13 protein-coding genes and 1 pseudogene are annotated in these 15,666 nt (G+C 74.4%); 4 read left to right on the forward strand and 10 right to left on the reverse strand.

Going from position 1 to position 15,666, the window contains the following annotated elements; genetic code table 11:
- The first annotated feature begins 133 nt into the window (after positions 1 to 133).
- Entirely contained in the window at positions 134 to 289 is a 156-nt protein-coding gene (locus ACFVXH_RS37055) for a hypothetical protein (protein ID WP_387830534.1), read from the forward strand.
- A 54-nt stretch (positions 290 to 343) separates the two neighbouring features.
- On the opposite strand, the gene hutI is transcribed toward ACFVXH_RS37055, so the two are convergent.
- Genes hutI through hutU form a run of 4 tightly spaced genes read right to left on the reverse strand, consistent with a single transcriptional unit; the run spans position 344 to position 5,782 of the window.
- Complete coding sequence (gene hutI, locus ACFVXH_RS37060; RefSeq protein WP_387830535.1) at positions 344 to 1,519, reverse strand: imidazolonepropionase; 1,176 nt, start codon at positions 1,517 to 1,519, stop codon at positions 344 to 346.
- A 32-nt stretch (positions 1,520 to 1,551) separates the two neighbouring features.
- Positions 1,552 to 2,919: a formimidoylglutamate deiminase gene (locus ACFVXH_RS37065; protein ID WP_387830536.1), complete on the reverse strand. Its 1,368-nt coding sequence runs from the start codon at positions 2,917 to 2,919 to the stop codon at positions 1,552 to 1,554.
- Positions 2,910 to 4,091 (reverse strand): allantoate amidohydrolase, encoded by a 1,182-nt coding sequence (locus ACFVXH_RS37070; RefSeq protein ID WP_079272389.1) that lies wholly within the window; start codon positions 4,089 to 4,091, stop codon positions 2,910 to 2,912. The genes ACFVXH_RS37065 and ACFVXH_RS37070 overlap by 10 nt, the downstream gene beginning before the upstream one ends.
- Positions 4,092 to 4,111: 20 nt before the next feature.
- Positions 4,112 to 5,782, reverse strand: a complete 1,671-nt coding sequence (hutU, locus tag ACFVXH_RS37075; RefSeq protein ID WP_387830538.1) for a urocanate hydratase — start codon at positions 5,780 to 5,782, stop codon at positions 4,112 to 4,114.
- Positions 5,783 to 5,964: 182 nt separating this feature from the next.
- On the opposite strand from hutU, the gene ACFVXH_RS37080 reads away from it, so the two are divergent.
- On the forward strand, positions 5,965 to 6,537 hold the full coding sequence (locus tag ACFVXH_RS37080) for a Uma2 family endonuclease (protein ID WP_074003891.1): 573 nt from the start codon (positions 5,965 to 5,967) through the stop codon (positions 6,535 to 6,537).
- 1 nt (position 6,538) lies between these two features.
- Here ACFVXH_RS37080 and ACFVXH_RS37085 read toward each other — a convergent pair whose 3' ends face one another.
- Positions 6,539 to 6,856 (reverse strand): hypothetical protein, encoded by a 318-nt coding sequence (locus ACFVXH_RS37085; RefSeq protein WP_380740736.1) that lies wholly within the window; start codon positions 6,854 to 6,856, stop codon positions 6,539 to 6,541.
- Between the two features lie 69 nt (positions 6,857 to 6,925).
- Positions 6,926 to 7,795 carry a MurR/RpiR family transcriptional regulator gene (locus ACFVXH_RS37090; RefSeq protein ID WP_074003893.1) on the reverse strand — a complete coding sequence of 290 codons (870 nt, stop codon included), beginning with the start codon at positions 7,793 to 7,795 and terminating at the stop codon, positions 6,926 to 6,928.
- A gap of 278 nt (positions 7,796 to 8,073) precedes the next feature.
- On the opposite strand from ACFVXH_RS37090, the gene ACFVXH_RS37095 reads away from it, so the two are divergent.
- A complete protein-coding gene (locus ACFVXH_RS37095) occupies positions 8,074 to 8,499 on the forward strand; it encodes a hypothetical protein (protein ID WP_387830541.1) in 426 nt (141 codons plus the stop codon).
- A gap of 46 nt (positions 8,500 to 8,545) precedes the next feature.
- Here ACFVXH_RS37095 and hutH read toward each other — a convergent pair whose 3' ends face one another.
- Both hutH and ACFVXH_RS37105 read right to left on the reverse strand, forming a co-directional pair.
- Positions 8,546 to 10,123 (reverse strand): histidine ammonia-lyase, encoded by a 1,578-nt coding sequence (gene hutH / locus ACFVXH_RS37100; protein WP_387830543.1) that lies wholly within the window; start codon positions 10,121 to 10,123, stop codon positions 8,546 to 8,548.
- Between the two features lie 132 nt (positions 10,124 to 10,255).
- Entirely contained in the window at positions 10,256 to 11,425 is a 1,170-nt protein-coding gene (locus ACFVXH_RS37105) for a macrolide family glycosyltransferase (RefSeq protein WP_387830584.1), read from the reverse strand.
- A 128-nt stretch (positions 11,426 to 11,553) separates the two neighbouring features.
- Between ACFVXH_RS37105 and ACFVXH_RS37110 the strand changes: the two genes are divergently transcribed.
- Positions 11,554 to 12,174: a TetR/AcrR family transcriptional regulator gene (locus tag ACFVXH_RS37110; protein WP_380740740.1), complete on the forward strand. Its 621-nt coding sequence runs from the start codon at positions 11,554 to 11,556 to the stop codon at positions 12,172 to 12,174.
- A 623-nt stretch (positions 12,175 to 12,797) separates the two neighbouring features.
- Here the strand turns inward: ACFVXH_RS37110 and ACFVXH_RS37115 are convergent.
- A pseudogene (locus tag ACFVXH_RS37115) lies at positions 12,798 to 14,024 on the reverse strand (diguanylate cyclase domain-containing protein); the annotation flags it as partial.
- Between the two features lie 359 nt (positions 14,025 to 14,383).
- Positions 14,384 to 15,508 (reverse strand): adenylate/guanylate cyclase domain-containing protein, encoded by a 1,125-nt coding sequence (locus ACFVXH_RS37120; RefSeq protein ID WP_049655773.1) that lies wholly within the window; start codon positions 15,506 to 15,508, stop codon positions 14,384 to 14,386.
- Positions 15,509 to 15,666 lie beyond the last annotated feature (158 nt).

Below are 15,666 nucleotides of genomic sequence, written 5' to 3' on the forward strand. Positions count from 1 at the left end.
AACCCCCTTCAGCTCGGCCCGGATTGGACCGCCTGGGCGAGACGCTATGGACTGGCCGCGCGTCCTGTCCACATGGTTCGGGCAGTATTCCCGTCCTGGACTAATGATCACGGCCCCGCTCGGAAGCGCTGCCGTGCCCCGGCCGAGGAGCCCGCCCGCCCTGGCGACCGCGGACGGACACGTCGGCACGTGTACCGGCCCCCGCCACGTGATCGCCCGTTCGGACCGCGAAGTCCGTGAGGCCCCCGCCAAGGCCGGCGAGTTCGACCACCTCACCGTCACCCCCTGAACAGCACGTCGCCCCGTCGAGCAGCTGCTCGACGGGGCGACGCGAACCCACCGCTCAGACCTCCCGGACGCCCGCGCGCCAGACCGCCGCCGTCAGCGGCACGCCCGGGCGGTAGGCCAGGTGGACGTACGAGGGGGCGTCCAGCAGGAGCAGGTCCGCGCGGGCGCCGGGGGCGATCACCCCCACGTCGCTGCGCCGCAGGGCGCGGGCGCCGCCCGCGGTGGCCGCCCAGACGGCCTCGTCCGGGGTCATGCCCATCTCCCGCACCGCCACGGCAATACAGAACGCCATCGAACTGGTGAAGCTGGAGCCCGGGTTGCAGTCCGTCGACAGGGCCACCACCGCGCCCGCGTCCAGCAGTCGGCGCCCACTCGGGTACTCGGCCCGCGTCGAGAACTCCGCCCCCGGCAGCAGCGTCGCGACCGTCGCCGAGCCGGCCAGCGCCGCCACGTCCTCGTCCGTCAGGTGGGTGCAGTGGTCCGCCGAGGCGGCCCCCAGCTCCACCGCGAGCTGCACGCCCGGCCCGTACGTGAGCTGGTTGGCGTGCACCCGCGGCGTGAGGCCCTTCTCGATCCCCGCCGTCAGGACAGCCCGCGCCTGGTCCCCGTCGAAGGCGCCCTTCTCGCAGAACACGTCCACCCAACGGGCGTGCGGGGCACAGGCGTCCAGCATCTCGCCGGTCACCAGCTCCACGTACCCGGCCGGGTCCTCCGCGTACTCGGGCGCCACCACGTGCGCGCCCAGGTACGTCGTCTCCGGGGTGTACCCGGCGGCGATCCGCAGCGCCCGGGCCTCGTCCTCGACCGTCAGCCCGTAGCCGGACTTGCACTCGATGGTGGTGGTGCCCTGCCGCACCGCCTCCCGGACGAACCGGGCCAGGTTGGCCTCCAGTTCGGCATCCGAAGCGGCCCGCGTGGCCGCCACCGTGGTCCGGATGCCGCCCGCCGAGTACGCCTGCCCGGACATCCGGGCGTTGAACTCGGCCGTACGGTCCCCCGCGAACACCAGGTGGGCGTGCGAGTCGACGAAGCCGGGCAGCAGCGCCCGGCCCCCGGCGTCGAAGCGCTCGTCCGCCGCCGGGGCCTGCGTGGCCGGGCCGACCCAGGCGACGGTGCCGCCGTCGACCACCACGGCCGCGTCGGTGAGCAGGCCGAGCGGCCCGGCGCCCTGCCCGGGGTCGTTGGTGACCAGGCTGCCGATGCCCGTGATCAGGGTGGTCGTGGTGCTCAAGACAACGCCTTCCGAAGGGGGTTGAACGGGGGTCAGTAGTCCAGCGCGCGGATCGCTGAGCGCAGCGCACCCGGCACGTCGTCCACCAGCAGGTGCACGCCGTCCCGGACGACGTGCCGGCCGCCGACCACCAGGTGCCACACGTCCGCCGCCGAGGCCGCGAAGACGGCGATCTCGGCGCCCAGCCGGGGCGGCGGGCCCGCCGTACGGACGGTGTCCAGCGCGATCACCGTGAAGTCGGCGAGCGCCCCGGCCTCGATCCGTCCGGCCTCCGGCCAGCCGAGCGAGGCGTGCCCGTCCTCGGTGCCGGCCCGCAGCAGCGCGTTCGCCGTCCAGTGGCCGCGCGTCCGCGTCCGCAGCCGCTCGTCCAGCTCCAGCGCGCGGGCCTCCTCGAACGGGTCGATCACCGCGTGGCTGTCGCTGCCCAGGGTGATCGGGGAGCCCGCCGAGGCGAGCCGGCGGGCCGGGCCGATGCCGTCCGCGAGGTCCCGCTCGGTGGTGGGGCACATGCAGACCGTGGTGGAGGAGTCGGTGAGGAGCCTGACGTCCTCGTCGGTCAGGTGGGTGGCGTGCACGGCCGAGGTGCGCGGGCCGAGCACGCCGTGGTCGGCGAGCAGCCGGGTCGGGGTGACGCCGTGCGCGGCCAGGCAGGCGTCGTTCTCCGCGGTCTGCTCGGACAGGTGGACGTGCAGCGGCGCCCCGCGCAGCGCCGACCAGTGCGCGACGGTGTCCAGCTGCTCGGCCGGGACGGCCCGCACCGAGTGGACGGCGGCGCCGATCCGGGCGTGCTCGCGCGGCTTGAGCGCGTCCGCCCGGGCGGCCCAGGCCTCGGCGTCGCCGTCGCTGAACCGCAGCTGGGGGTGGGTCGGCTCGGCCCCGAAACCGGAGGACAGGTAGCAGGTGTCCAGCAGGGTGATCCGGATGCCGGCCCGGGCGGCGGCCTCGATCAGCGCCTCGCCCATCGCGTTCGGGTCGGTGTACCGGGCGCCGCCGGGCGCGTGGTGCAGGTAGTGGAACTCGCCGACGGCGGTGACGCCGGCCAGCGCCATCTCGGCGTAGACGGCGGTGGCGAGCGCCAGGTAGCGGTCCGGGTCCAGCGCGCCGGCGAACCGGTACATGGTGTCGCGCCAGGTCCAGAAGGTGCCGGAGCCGACCTGGACGTGCCCGCGCAGCGCCCGGTGGAAGGCGTGCGAGTGGGCGTTCGCCTGGCCGGGCAGCAGCAGCCCGTCGAGCCGGACGGCGCCGGGCGGGCAGGGGCCGCTGTCCGGGACGACGGCGGCGATCGTCCCGCCGGGGCCGGTGGTGATCAGCACGTCCGGCTCGACCACCGGCCCGTTGTCGTGCGGCAGCCAGGCGTACTGGGCCCAGTACGCCACGGGGCTCGACGGGGTCACTGACACGCCAGGTCCTCCAGTACGTCGGCGAGGGCCGCGACCCCGGCCAGGCAGTCGGCCTGCTCGGCGTGCTCGGCCGGGGAGTGGGAGACGCCGGTGGGGTTGCGCACGAACAGCATGGCGGTCGGGATCGCCGAAGCCAGGATGCCGGCGTCGTGTCCCGCGCCGGTGGGCAGCACCGGGGCGTCCAGCAGCTTGGCCAGCCGGTCGCGCAGCGGCCCGTCGAAGTCCACCACCGGGGTGTAGGACTCGCGGGTCAGCTCGACCCGGACGCCGTCGCGCTCGCCGCGCTCGGCGGCGGCCCGCTCGATCGCCTCGACCAGCTCGGTGAGGGTGCGCTCGTCGGCCGCCCGGGAGTCCAGCCAGCCGCGCACCAGCGAGGCGATCGCGTTGGTGCCGTTGGGCTCGACCGCGACCTTGCCGAAGGTGGCCCGCGCGCCCGCCTGCTTCGCCTTCTTGCGGGCCGCCAGCACGGTGTTGGCGTAGGTCAGCATCGGGTCGCGGCGGTCCTCGATCCGGGTGGTGCCGGCGTGGTTGGCCTCGCCGTGGAAGTCGAACCGCCAGCGGCCGTGCGGCCAGATCGCCCCGGCCACACCGACCGGCTGCCCCTCGGCGAGGCAGCGGCCCTGTTCGACGTGCAGCTCGACGAAGGCGCCGATCCGGGCCAGCCGGTCCTCGTCCGCGCCGATCGCGGTGGGGTCGTAGCCGGCCTTCTCCATCGCGTCGGGCAGCCGGACGCCGTCGGCGTCGCGCAGCCCGTACGCCTGCTCCGGGGAGAGCACCCCGGCGGTCAGCCGGGAGCCGATGCAGGCCACGCCGAACCGGGCGCCCTCCTCGTCGCCGAAGTTGACGATCGCCAGGGGCCTGGTGAACTCCGCGCCGCGGGAGCGCAGTTCGTCCAGTGCGGCGAAGGAGGAGACCACGCCGAGCGGGCCGTCGAAGGCGCCGCCGTCCGGGACGGAGTCCAGGTGCGAGCCGGTGACGACCGCGCCGCCGGCGGTCGGATCGCCCAGCCAGGCCCACTGGTTGCCGTTGCGGTCCAGCTCGTACGCCAGGCCGCGGCCGCGGGCCTGCTGCTCGAACCAGGCGCGGCACTCGGCGTCGGCGGAGTTCCAGGCGAAGCGGCGGTAGCCGCCGGAGGCGGCGGAGCGGCCCACGGGGAGCAGCTCCGCCCACATCTCTTCGAACGACGGAACCGTCACAGCTCGCCCATCGGGACGCGGACACCGCGCTCGGCGGCGACCTCGGTGGCCCGGTCGTAGCCGGCGTCCACGTGCCGGATGACGCCCATGCCCGGGTCGTTGGTGAGCACCCGGCGGATCTTCTCCCCGGCCAGCGCGGTGCCGTCGGCGACGGTGACCTGGCCGGCGTGGATCGAGCGGCCGATGCCGACGCCGCCGCCGTGGTGGATGGAGACCCAGGAGGCGCCCGAGGCGACGTTGACCATGGCGTTGAGCAGCGGCCAGTCGGCGATCGCGTCGGAGCCGTCCAGCATCGCCTCGGTCTCCCGGTACGGGGAGGCCACCGAGCCGCAGTCCAGGTGGTCGCGGCCGATCACGATCGGGGCGGACAGCTCACCGGAGGCGACCATGTCGTTGAAGCGCTCGCCGGCCTTGTCGCGCTCGCCGTAGCCGAGCCAGCAGATGCGCGCCGGCAGGCCCTGGAAGTGCACCTTCTCCTGGGCCAGCTTGATCCAGCGGGCCAGCGACTCGTTCTCCGGGAAGAGGTCGAGGACGGCCTTGTCGGTCTTGTGGATGTCCTGCGGGTCGCCGGACAGCGCCGCCCAGCGGAACGGGCCCTTGCCCTCGCAGAACAGCGGGCGGATGTACGCCGGGACGAAGCCGGGGAAGGCGAACGCGCGGTCGTACCCGGCCAGTTGGGCCTCGCCGCGGATCGAGTTGCCGTAGTCGAAGACCTCGGCGCCGCGGTCCAGGAAGCCGACCATCGCCTCGACGTGCGCGGCCATCGACTCGCGGGCCCGCTGGGTGAACTCGGCGGGCTTGGCGGCCGCGTAGTCCGCCATGTCCTCGAAGGCGACGCCGACCGGCAGGTAGGCCAGCGGGTCGTGGGCGCTGGTCTGGTCGGTGACGATGTCGATCGGCGCGTCCATCGCGAGCAGCTGCGGGACCAGCTCGGCGGCGTTGCCCAGCACGCCGATGGAGAGCGGCTGCCTCTTGTCGCGGGCGGCGGTGGCCAGCTCCAGCGCGTGGGAGAGGTCCTTGGCCTCGACGTCCAGGTAGCGGTGCTCGATCCGGCGGGCGATCCGGGACGGGTCGCAGTCGATACAGATCGCCACGCCGCCGTTCATGGTGACGGCCAGCGGCTGGGCGCCGCCCATCCCGCCGAGGCCGGCGGTGAGGGTGATGGTGCCCTCCAGCGAGCCGTTGTAGCGCTTGCCGGCGACGGCCGCGAAGGTCTCGTAGGTGCCCTGGAGGATGCCCTGGGTGCCGATGTAGATCCACGAGCCGGCGGTCATCTGCCCGTACATGGTGAGCCCGAGGCTCTCCAGCCGGCGGAACTCCTCCCAGTTGGCCCAGTCGCCGACCAGGTTGGAGTTGGCGATCAGCACCCGCGGCGCCCACTCGTGGGTCTGCATCACGCCGACCGGCCGCCCGGACTGGACCAGCATGGTCTCGTCCTGCTTCAGCCCCTCCAGCGTCCGCACCATGGCGTCGAAGGACCGCCAGTCCCGCGCCGCCTTGCCCGTCCCGCCGTACACCACCAGCTTCGACGGGTGCTCGGCCACCTCCGGGTCGAGGTTGTTCATCAGCATCCGCAGGGCGGCCTCCTGCTGCCACCCCTGCGCCGTCAGCCCCGTCCCCCGCGCCGCGCGCACCTCTCGCGGCCCGCTCGCCTGCTGCTGCACCATAGTCACGGCCTCCCTGCGGATGGATTCATTCAAGCTGTGTTCGATTGAATATAACTAAACAGCCAGCTTTCGACCAGACCCCGAAGGCATCCGATCAGCCCCGGCACCGGCCCACTTGGCGCGCTAGCCTGAACCCGGCGGACACCAGCCACTCGGCCCAGCACCAGAGAGCGGAGGACACGATGACGGCCATCACCGTGCGGCCCGGCAGACTCCGGGATGCGGCGGAGGAGATCGAGGAGAGCACGGGACTTCGCGTCCAGATCATCGGAGGAACCCTGGTGATGTCCCCGACCCCTCGCGGCAAGCACGCGGGAACCGTCCGACGGCTGCGCATCCAGCTGGACCCCCGACTGCCCGCCGACCTGGGCGCCTACGAGGTGTCGTCCATCTACATGCCGGGCAACGACGAGGACTACGCCACGCCCGACCTGATCGTCCTCCCCGTCGACTGGGAGAACGACGACCGGTGGCTCGCCGACCCCCACGAGGCGGCCCTCGTCGTCGAGGTGATCTCCAACTCGGAGGGTGTGAAGGCCGTCTCCACCAAGACGGACTGGTACGCGAGCGCCGGCGCCCCGGCCCTGCTCGCACTCGACCCTCGCAACGGCACCTGGGCGCTCCACACCCACCCCCGCGACGGGGCGTACCAGGGCATCCTGCTCGGCAAGTACGGCGAGCCCGTCCCGCTGCCCGCACCGCTGCCCGCCGAGCTGGACACCTCCGGCCTTCCGCTGTACGCGCCGCGCGCCTGAGTCACGCCGCGGCGTCGCCGCCGTCCCAGTCGATGCCGATCTCGGCGAGCCAGCGGCGGTCGTCGGCGTCGGGGGTGGGCGGGGAGGGCGGGCGGGGGATGTTCTGGACGGGGCCGAGGCCGTACTTCTCGGCGGCGGCGCGGGCGTCGGGTTCGATGACGCCGACGTGGACGGCGGACTCGTCGCCCGGGTCGAGGACGGTCAGTTCGGGTTCGGGCAGGCGCCGCAGGGTGACGCGGCGTCCGCAGGTGGGGCAGGACCATTCGTCGGCACCCGAGGAGAGGCGGGCGACGAACTTCATCTCGTGGATCACGCGCATGGGCGGCACCCCCTGCAGGGGGGATGCCCGGGTTCGTGGCGGCTACTCCCCCGCCGCCGCGGGCCGCGGTTATTCCAGGAAGAGTCCGCGCGCCGCCGCCGACTGCTCGATCGCCTCCAACCGGGCCTCCGCGCCCGGGAGTTCGTCGCACATGGACTGCAGCAGCACCCGGCCGAGCATCATCGGCGCGCACGCGGTGTCGAAGACCAGCCCGGTGCCGACGGCGGCCGGCAGCATCAGGTCGGACAGCTTGGCGACCGGCGCGAAGGCGCTGTCGGCGACGGTCAGCACCGTCAGCCCGCACTCGCGGGCCACCGTCAGCGCGTCCATCAGCTCCCGCGGGTAGCGCGGCAGCGCGAAGCAGAGCAGCGCGCTGGCACCGGCCGCCCGGGCCTGCTCCAGCCGGTCGGCGAGCATGCTGCCGCCCTCGTCCAGCAGCCGGATGTCCGGGTGCACCTTGGACGCGAAGTAGGCGAAGCCGCGCGCCTGCGCCGAGGCGGCCCGCAGGCCGAGCACCGGCAGCGGGCGGGAGGCGGCGAGCAGCCGGGCGGCCCGGATGATCGGCTCCGGGTCGGCGAGGAGTTCGGCGAGGTGGCGCAGGTGGGCGATCTCGGCGAGGACGGCCTGCTGGTGCTCGTTGCGCACCGCGTCGTCCGGGGTCTCCGGCGCGGCCGGTTCGCCGCCGCCGAGTTCGCGCAGCTGTTTGCGCAGCGCCGGGTAGCCGTCGTAGCCGAGCGCGACCGCGAAGCGGGTGACGGACGGCTGGCTGACGCCCGCGAGTTCGGCGACCTCCACGCTGGACAGGAACGGCGCCTCGGTGGCGTGCCGCACCAGCGAGTGGGCGATCCGGCGCTGGGTCGGCGTCAGCCGGTGCCCCTCGAAGAGCTGGAGCAGCCGGGCGGAGGGGCCGACGCTGCCGGCCTCGTCGGTGGCGGTCATCAGCGGTACCTCCGGGTGCGTGCGGTTCGGACGACGACTGTGCAGGAGCGGACGGCGCCTGGCAAAGACGTCTCGTACGGCGGGACGTCCGGTGGGACGCCCCGCGGGTCGGACGGCCCGGCGGTGGTCCGGGCCGGGTGGGCCGGGGTCGGACAGACCTGAGCCGGGGTCGGGCAAACCCGGGCCGGGGCGGGGCAACCCTGATTTCTCCCTGAGCCCGCCCGGATTCCTCCCGCGAACGGATGGACCGGACGCCCCCGCGGCCCCACTCTGGTCCTATGGACACTCGTCAGGACGAACTGCGGCGCGACCTCGACGCCACCCTCCAGGCCCGCAAGGAGCTCGGCAAGGAGTACGAGGACGAACTCGTCGACTCCTTCATGAGGCGGCTCGACGCCCGTCTGGACGCCCGGGTCGAGCGCTCGGTGGCCAAGCGGCTGGACGACGAGCCGCGCTCCGAGCACCGGGGCCACCCCCGCCGTTCGGGCTTCGGCAAGCGCTCCAACACCGGGCTCGCGGTGACCTCGCTGGTCATCGGCGTCCCGCTGACGGCGATCGCGGGCAGTCCGGAGAGCGGCGGCTTCGCCGGCCTGGTGGTCTGCTGGGCGGGCATCGTCGGGGTCAACCTGGCCGCCGCCCTGGGCGAGCTGCGCAACCGCGGGGGCCGCGGGGAGCGCGCGCCGCGGAGCGACGACTGGGACTGAGTCCCCGTCACCCCGCGGCGGCGCCATCGGCCCGGTCGGACGGACGTCAGGCCAGCGGACCGGTGACCCGCTCGACCGCGCGCACCAGCTCGCCGGAGGCGACCAGTTCGGCGGCGGCCTCCAGGTCCGGCGAGAGGAAGCGGTCGCGGCCGGCGCCGCCGACCCCCGCCTCGCGGGCGGCGGCCAGCGCGGCCGCGGTGGCCGGGGCGAGCCCGCCGGCCCCGTCGGCCTGCCGGCGGATCTCCAGCGCGCGGGCGGAGGCGGTGAGTTCGACGGCCAGGATGCGGCCGAGGTTGGCCACCGCCTGGCGCAGCTTGCGCGCGGCCGACCAGCCCATCGACACGTGGTCCTCCTGCATCGCGGAGGACGGGATCGAGTCGACCGAGGCCGGGACGGCGAGCCGCTTGTTCTCGCTGACCAGCGCCGCCTGGGTGTACTGGGCGATCATCAGGCCGGAGTCCACGCCCGGGTCGTCGGCCAGGAAGGCCGGCAGGCCGTGCGAGCGGGCCTTGTCGAGCAGCCGGTCGGTGCGGCGCTCGGAGATCGAGCCGAGGTCGGCGGCGGCGATGGCGAGGAAGTCCAGCACGTACGCGACCGGGGCGCCGTGGAAGTTGCCGTTGGACTCCACCCGGCCGTCCGGCAGCACCACCGGGTTGTCGACCGAGGCGGCCAGCTCGCGCGCGGCGACCAGCTGGGCGTGCGCCAGGGTGTCCCGGCCGGCGCCGGCCACCTGCGGGGCGCAGCGGATCGAGTAGGCGTCCTGGACCCGCGGGGCGTCGTCCTGGTGGTGGCCGGTGAGGCCGGAGTCCTTGAGGACGGCGAGCATGTTGGCGGCGCTCAGCGCCTGGCCCGGGTGCGGGCGGATCGGGGCGTGCAGTTCGGGGGCGAGCACCTTGTCGGTGCCGAGCAGCGCCTCCAGGCTCATCGCGGCGGTGATGTCGGCGGTGGTGAACAGCCGCTGGAGGTCGGCGATGGCCATCACCAGCATGCCGAGCATGCCGTCGGTGCCGTTGATGAGGGCGAGGCCCTCCTTCTCCAGCAGCTCGACGGGCTCGATGCCGGCGGCGGCGAGCAGCTCGGCGGCGGGCTTCTCCACGCCGTCCGGGCCGGTGGCGGTGCCCTCGCCCATCAGGACCAGCGCGCAGTGCGAGAGCGGCGCGAGGTCGCCGGAGCAGCCGAGCGAGCCGAACTCCCGCACCACCGGGGTGATGCCCGCGTTGAGCAGGGCGGCCATGGTCTGCGCGACCAGCGGCCGGACGCCGGTGCGGCCGGAGGCCAGCGTCTTCATCCGCAGGAACACCAGCGCGCGGACCACCTCGCGCTCGACCACCGGCCCCATGCCGGCGGCGTGCGAGCGCACCAGCGACCGCTGCAGCTGGGCGCGCAGCTCGGGGCTGATGTGGCGCACGGCGAGCGCGCCGAAGCCGGTCGACACGCCGTAGACGGGGCGCGGCTCGGCCGCGAGGGCGTCGATCCGCGCACGGGCGGCCGCCATCTCGGCCAGCGCGTCGGGACCGATCTCGACCCGGGCGTTCCCCCGGGCGACGGCCAGGACGTCCTCGGCACCGACGTCGGCCTTGCCGACCAGGACCAGCGGAGCGTCGGGGGCCACAGCACTGTGCATATCCATATACACCATCTCATCAGGTGAATGAAGATATGACAACAGGTGCTCGCCATCCGGATTCTCCGCCCTCCGGATCGGCGCCGCACACCGCGGCCCCCTATCGCTCCCCGCATCACGGCACGGGCGGCGTCACGACACGCGCAGCTCGGCCTCGATCAGGTCCGCGGCCCGGGTGGTGCCGCCCTCGGCCCGGCCGGCGGCGGACAGCTCGGCCAGCCGCTCGGCCACCGCCGGGTCGCCGGTCAGCTCCAGCAGGGCGGCGCGCAGCGCCTCCGCGGTGGCCTGCTCGGTGTCCAGCCGGCGGGCGACGCCGAGGCCGACCAGGGCGTCCGCGTTGGCGAACTGGTCAGCGGCCTGCGGCACCGCGATCATCGGCACGGCGTGGAACAGCCCCTCGCTGGAGCCGCCCATGCCCGCGTGGGTGACGAAGGCGTCCGCCTGGGAGAGCACCGACAGCTGGGGCACCCACCGGTGCACCTCGACGGTGTCCGGCACCTCGCCGAGCTCGGCCAGGTCGGTGTGCTTGCCGACCTGGAGCACGGTGTGCCAGCCCGGCAGGTCGCCGAAGGCCTCCACGCAGGCCCGGTAGAAGGCGGGCTGGTGGGTGAAGGCCGAGCCGAGCGAGACCAGCAGCACCTTCTCGGCGCCTTCCGGCCGCTGCCACTCGCCCTGGTGGGCGCGGTCGCCGAAACAGGGCCCGACGAAGCTGATCCGCTGCTCGTCGACCCGGTCGACGTTGGGCTGGAGGGCGCGCGGGACGAGCGCCACGCACCGCTCGGGGCGGTTCTTGAAGCCCTCCACGTCGCGCTGCACCGCGCCCGCCTCGACCAGCCAGTCGGCGTACCGGCGGTAGTGCTCGGGGCCGCCCGGGCCGTTGCGCATCGGCTCGAACATCGCCACGAGGTCCTCCTCGAAGCCCTCCCAGCCGACGAAGGCGGGCGACAGCTGCACCACCGGCACGCCCAGCCGCTCGCCGAGCGCCCGCCCGGCGAAGCCGCCGATGTCGTAGAGCACCACGTCGGGGCGGTCGTCCTCGAAGGCCTCCAGCAGGACGGGCCACATCGACAGCGTGTCGTCCAGGAACACCTCCTGGATCGCCACCAGGTCCGACGGCCAGCCGGCCGGGTCGTCGGTGAGCGGCAGCTTGGTCGGGTACGGGACGAAGGTCGCGCCGGTGGACTCGACGACCTCCCGGAAGGAGGGGTCGTTGACGTAGCTGACCCGGTGGCCCCGGGCGACCAGCTCGGTGATCACCGCGAGACTGGGATTGACATGCCCATGAGCGGGAATGGAGACCATCAGGATGTGTGCGGGGGGGCGGTTCACGGGCACCTCCGGGGAACGGGGGATGAGACGAGACGATCCGTCTCGCGATGGCATGGGAAGACAATACGTCTCGTCTCGTTGTTTCGCATAGAATTTTTTCCATGGCCTCCAGAACAGCTCCCGACCCCGCCCGACGCAGCGAGCGCGCGCACTCCGCCGTCCTCGCCGCCACCACCGAACTCGTCGCCGAGATCGGCTACGGCAGGCTGACCATCGAGGCGATCGCCGCCCGGGCCGGCGTCGGCAAGCAGACCATCTACCGGTGGTGGCCCTCCAAGGGCGCCGTGGTCTTCGACGCCTTCCTCGCCGCCGGCGAGCACGAGGGCGGCATCGCGCTCCCCGACACCGGCGACCTCGCCGCCGACCTCCGCGCCGTCCTGCGCCCCACCAGCGACGAGCTGGCCGACCCGGACACCGACCGCACCTACCGGGCGATCATGGCGGAGATCCTCAACGACCCGGCACTGCAGGCCGAGCACCGCACCCGCCTGCTGGACCCCCTGCTGGCCGTCACCCGCGACCGCCTCCGCAGCGCCCGCGAGGCCGGCCAGATCGCCCCCGACACCGACCTCGACCTGGCCGTCGAAATCGTCTACGGCCCGCTCTACTACCGCTGGCAGTACCGGCTCGGCCCGCTCACCCACGAGCACGCCGACCGCCTGGTCGACGCCGCCCTGCGGGCCCTCAACCCGCCGTCCGCCGGCGGCGGTTCCGGCGCCTGAACCAGCGGACGGCCACCACCGCGGCCGGTCCCTCAGACCACCGGCGGCGAGGCCGGCCCCGCCAGGGCGACCGAGACCAGGGCGCGCATGGCGGAGGCGGCCTGTCCCAGCGGCAGCGTCGCGTCGTCGGCGAAGAGCTCCACCAGCCAGCCGCCGGCCGGGTTCTGGCCGCCCGCGGCGACCATGCCCCGGTACCCGGAGACGACGAGCATCGCCTCCTCCGCCGGGTCGTTGCCGGCCGCGCCCGCCCGCAGCGCGAAGGAGCCGCCGCGGACGGCGCGGCGGGTCATCGGGTAGTGCCGGAGGTCGAAGACCGCGTCGGGGGCCTCGATCTGGGCCCGCTGGGTCTCCGCGCGGACGCTGCTGGGGCCGCTGGTCATCCGGTAGACGGCGTGCTGGGCGGTGCGCATGAGGTGGGAGCCGGGCGGGACGTACGAGACCCACCAGCCGACGGCGTCCAGCAGCCGGGCGGAGGCCTCGGCGACGACGACCAGCTTGCCGAGGGTGTCCGCGGGGTGGACGGCCCGGGCCGTGGCGGCCTGGTCGAGGGAGGCGAGCACGGCGGTGAGCAGCTGCCCGGGGTCGGCGCTGTGGGCGGCGCCGCGGAACCGCCGCCGGTCGCCCGCCCCGGCCCGGCCGTTCGGCCCGCGCCGCCCGTCCGCCCGGTGGTGCGGGTCGGCGGCGTCGGCGAGCAGCACGGTGGGGTCGGGCGAGAAGCCGGGGCCGTGGCTGCGCCCGGCGACGACGGGGTGGGCGGCCCGGGCGGCCTTGGCCCGGTACTGGGCGGCGTCGGCGAGCCGGAACAGCCGGTCGGGGGTGGTGACGGGCCCGATCGAGTCCCCGGTGGAGGCGACCCCGCAGGCCACGCCCTCGCCCTCGGAGAGCGCGAGCGCCCGGGCGCACAGCTCCTCGGCGACGGAGACCACCTCGTCGGCCTTCTGCCCCTCCACGAGCAGGCAGAACTCGTCGCCGCCGAGCCGGGCGGCGAGGCTGCCGGGGAGCTTGGCGGCGGCCAGCGAGAGCTGGTGGGCGAACCGCTCCAGCAGCCGGTCGCCCATCTCGTGGCCGAGCTGGTCGTTGACCCGCTTCAGTCCGTTGACGTCGCAGACCACCAGGGAGACCACGGTGTTGTCCCGGTTGTGCGCCTCCAGCGCGCTCTCCAGCCGGGCGTCGACGGCGCGCCGGTTGGCCAGGCCGGTGAGCGGGTCGGAGAAGGCGAGCCTGCGCAGGTCGGCGAGGCGCTCGGTCTGCGCCAGCCCGGCGGAGACCTGGGCGGCGAGCAGGGTCGCGTAGTCGGCGTCGGCCTCGGTGAACTCGGGCATCCCGGCCGACCGGGCGAGGTACAGCTCGCCCCAGGCCTGGCCGTGCAGCACGACCGGCGCGACCACGCAGCAGGCCCGCCCGCGCCGGCGCAGCGCCGCGGCGCGCTCCTGGCAGTACGCGCCGGCCGTCGGGTGGGCGTGCCCGGCGTGCTGCACGCTGTTCTCGGCGCTCTGCAGCCAGGCGCGCGGCAGCCGCCCGGTGGTCCAGCGCTCCTCCAGGTACGTGACGATCTCGGGGAAGTCGGCGACCGGGTACGACTCGTCCTCGGGCAGCTCCTCCTCGCCCGGGGCGAGGTCGCCGTGGTTGACCAGCACCCGCAGCCGGCCGGACTCGCGGTCCCAGACGGAGACGGCGGCCATGGTGGCGCCGAGCGCCTCGGTGGCCCGGGCGGCGGCGGCCCGGACGGCCTCCAGCGGGGTGAGCGCGGCGGCCATGTCCTGGGCCAGCTCGACCACGGACTGCAGTCTCAGGTCGGGCAGCGGGTCGGAGTGCCGCGAGCCGCCGCAGTCGCAGTCGCGGTCCGTCATGATCGCCTCACTGCTCACCGGCTCGCCTCGCTCCCTGTGCTCGGTCCTGCCGGACCCCCGTCGGCCGGCCGCACCCGACCGGCCGCTTGCACCAAGACTAGGGCGGTTTCGTTCGCTTATGCCCCGTTTGCCCGGGCGGACCCGCAGCAGAACGTACGGGTTTCAACCGTTCAGCACCCGCAACCGCCCGTCCGCCGTGGGGAAGCGTGCCCACGAACGCCGTCACCGCATGCGTCTGCCCGCGCACGGCCGAAGCGCGCGTCCCCGTACGTCCACCGGATGCGTCTTCCCCGCGCGGGCCCGCCGTACGCGCGCCACCCGCGTACGGCCACCACCGCATACAGCCCTGCGTGCGGGCGCTACTCGGCCTTCAGCCGCCGGGTGAGCAGCCACGGCTCGACCAGGCCGAGCCCCCGCACCGGCCGCCGCCACATCGGCTGCAGGTGGAACCGCGCCCCGGCGTCCGGGCCCGGGATCGGCAGCCCGGAGGCGGGCATCCCGGCCGCGGCCGACAGCGCCTCGGCCAGGCCGGGCCCCTCCGCGTCGGCCGGGGCGACGCTGCCGTTCTGCTCCAGCGCGGCGGCGAACTCGCCGTCGATCAGCACCGCGTCCTTGGGCGCGATCGAGGTGAGCCGGCTCGCCAGGTTGACGGTGGTGCCGAAGACGTCGCCCATCCGCGAGGTGACCGTGCCGAAGGCCATGCCGACCCGCAGCGGCGGGATGGTGTCGTCCCCGGCCAGCGCCTCGATCAGGCTCAGCGCGATCTCGGCGGCGGTCGCCGGGTCCTCGGAGACGTAGAGGATCTCGTCGCCGAGCGTCTTGATCACCCGGCCGCCCTGGCCGGCGATCAGGTCCGAGCAGGTGTTCTCGAAGGTCTCGACCAGCTCGCCGAGTTCCTCCTCCTCCAGCCGTCGCGACAGCCGGGTGAAGCCGACCAGGTCGGCGAAGCCGACGGCGAGCCGCCCGCTGGTGATCTCGTGGTCCTCGGCGGCCTGCACCACCCGGCCGGTGACGGCCGCCAGCTGGCGCCGCCAGACGTACACCAGGAACTGCTCCAGCTCCGGCAGCAGCAGTTCGACCAGCGGGTACGCGACGTCGGCGCGGGTCAGCCCGGGCTCGACGGCCTGGGTGAGGTTCTCCAGGAAGGTGTCCATCTGCCAGCCGGCCAGCCGGGCCGTGGTCTGGCCGGTGGAGCGGGCCACCTGGATCGCCATCGACTCGCTGAGCAGCCCGGACTCGACCAGGCCGGCCAGCCGCCGCAGCGCGATCACGTCGCCGTCGGTGAGCGCCCGGGACTGCCCGATGTCCGGGAAGCCCATGGCGCGCCAGAAGCGGGTGGCCAGCTCCATCGGGACGTCGGCGGCGCGCGCGGCCTGGTACGGGGTGTAGCGGCGCGGCGCGTCCAGGATCAGGCGCTCCAGTTCGAGCGCGACCGTGGGGTCGTTGCTGCCCGCCGTCGCGCCGCTGCTGCCGTCCTCTGCCACCGGTCCGTCCCCGTGCGATCGCCGCACTCGCCTCGTGTCCTACCTGTCCGGGCGCGCACTCCGCCACCCGGGCGGGCAGTGGCGCGCCTCACACCGCTGCCAGGTGGAATGTTCGCACGGAATCGTCGGATCCGGGGCATCAGCCCGGGTCAAGGAGA

This window comes from Kitasatospora sp. NPDC058184 (assembly GCF_042883725.1).
Classification (GTDB): domain Bacteria; phylum Actinomycetota; class Actinomycetes; order Streptomycetales; family Streptomycetaceae; genus Kitasatospora.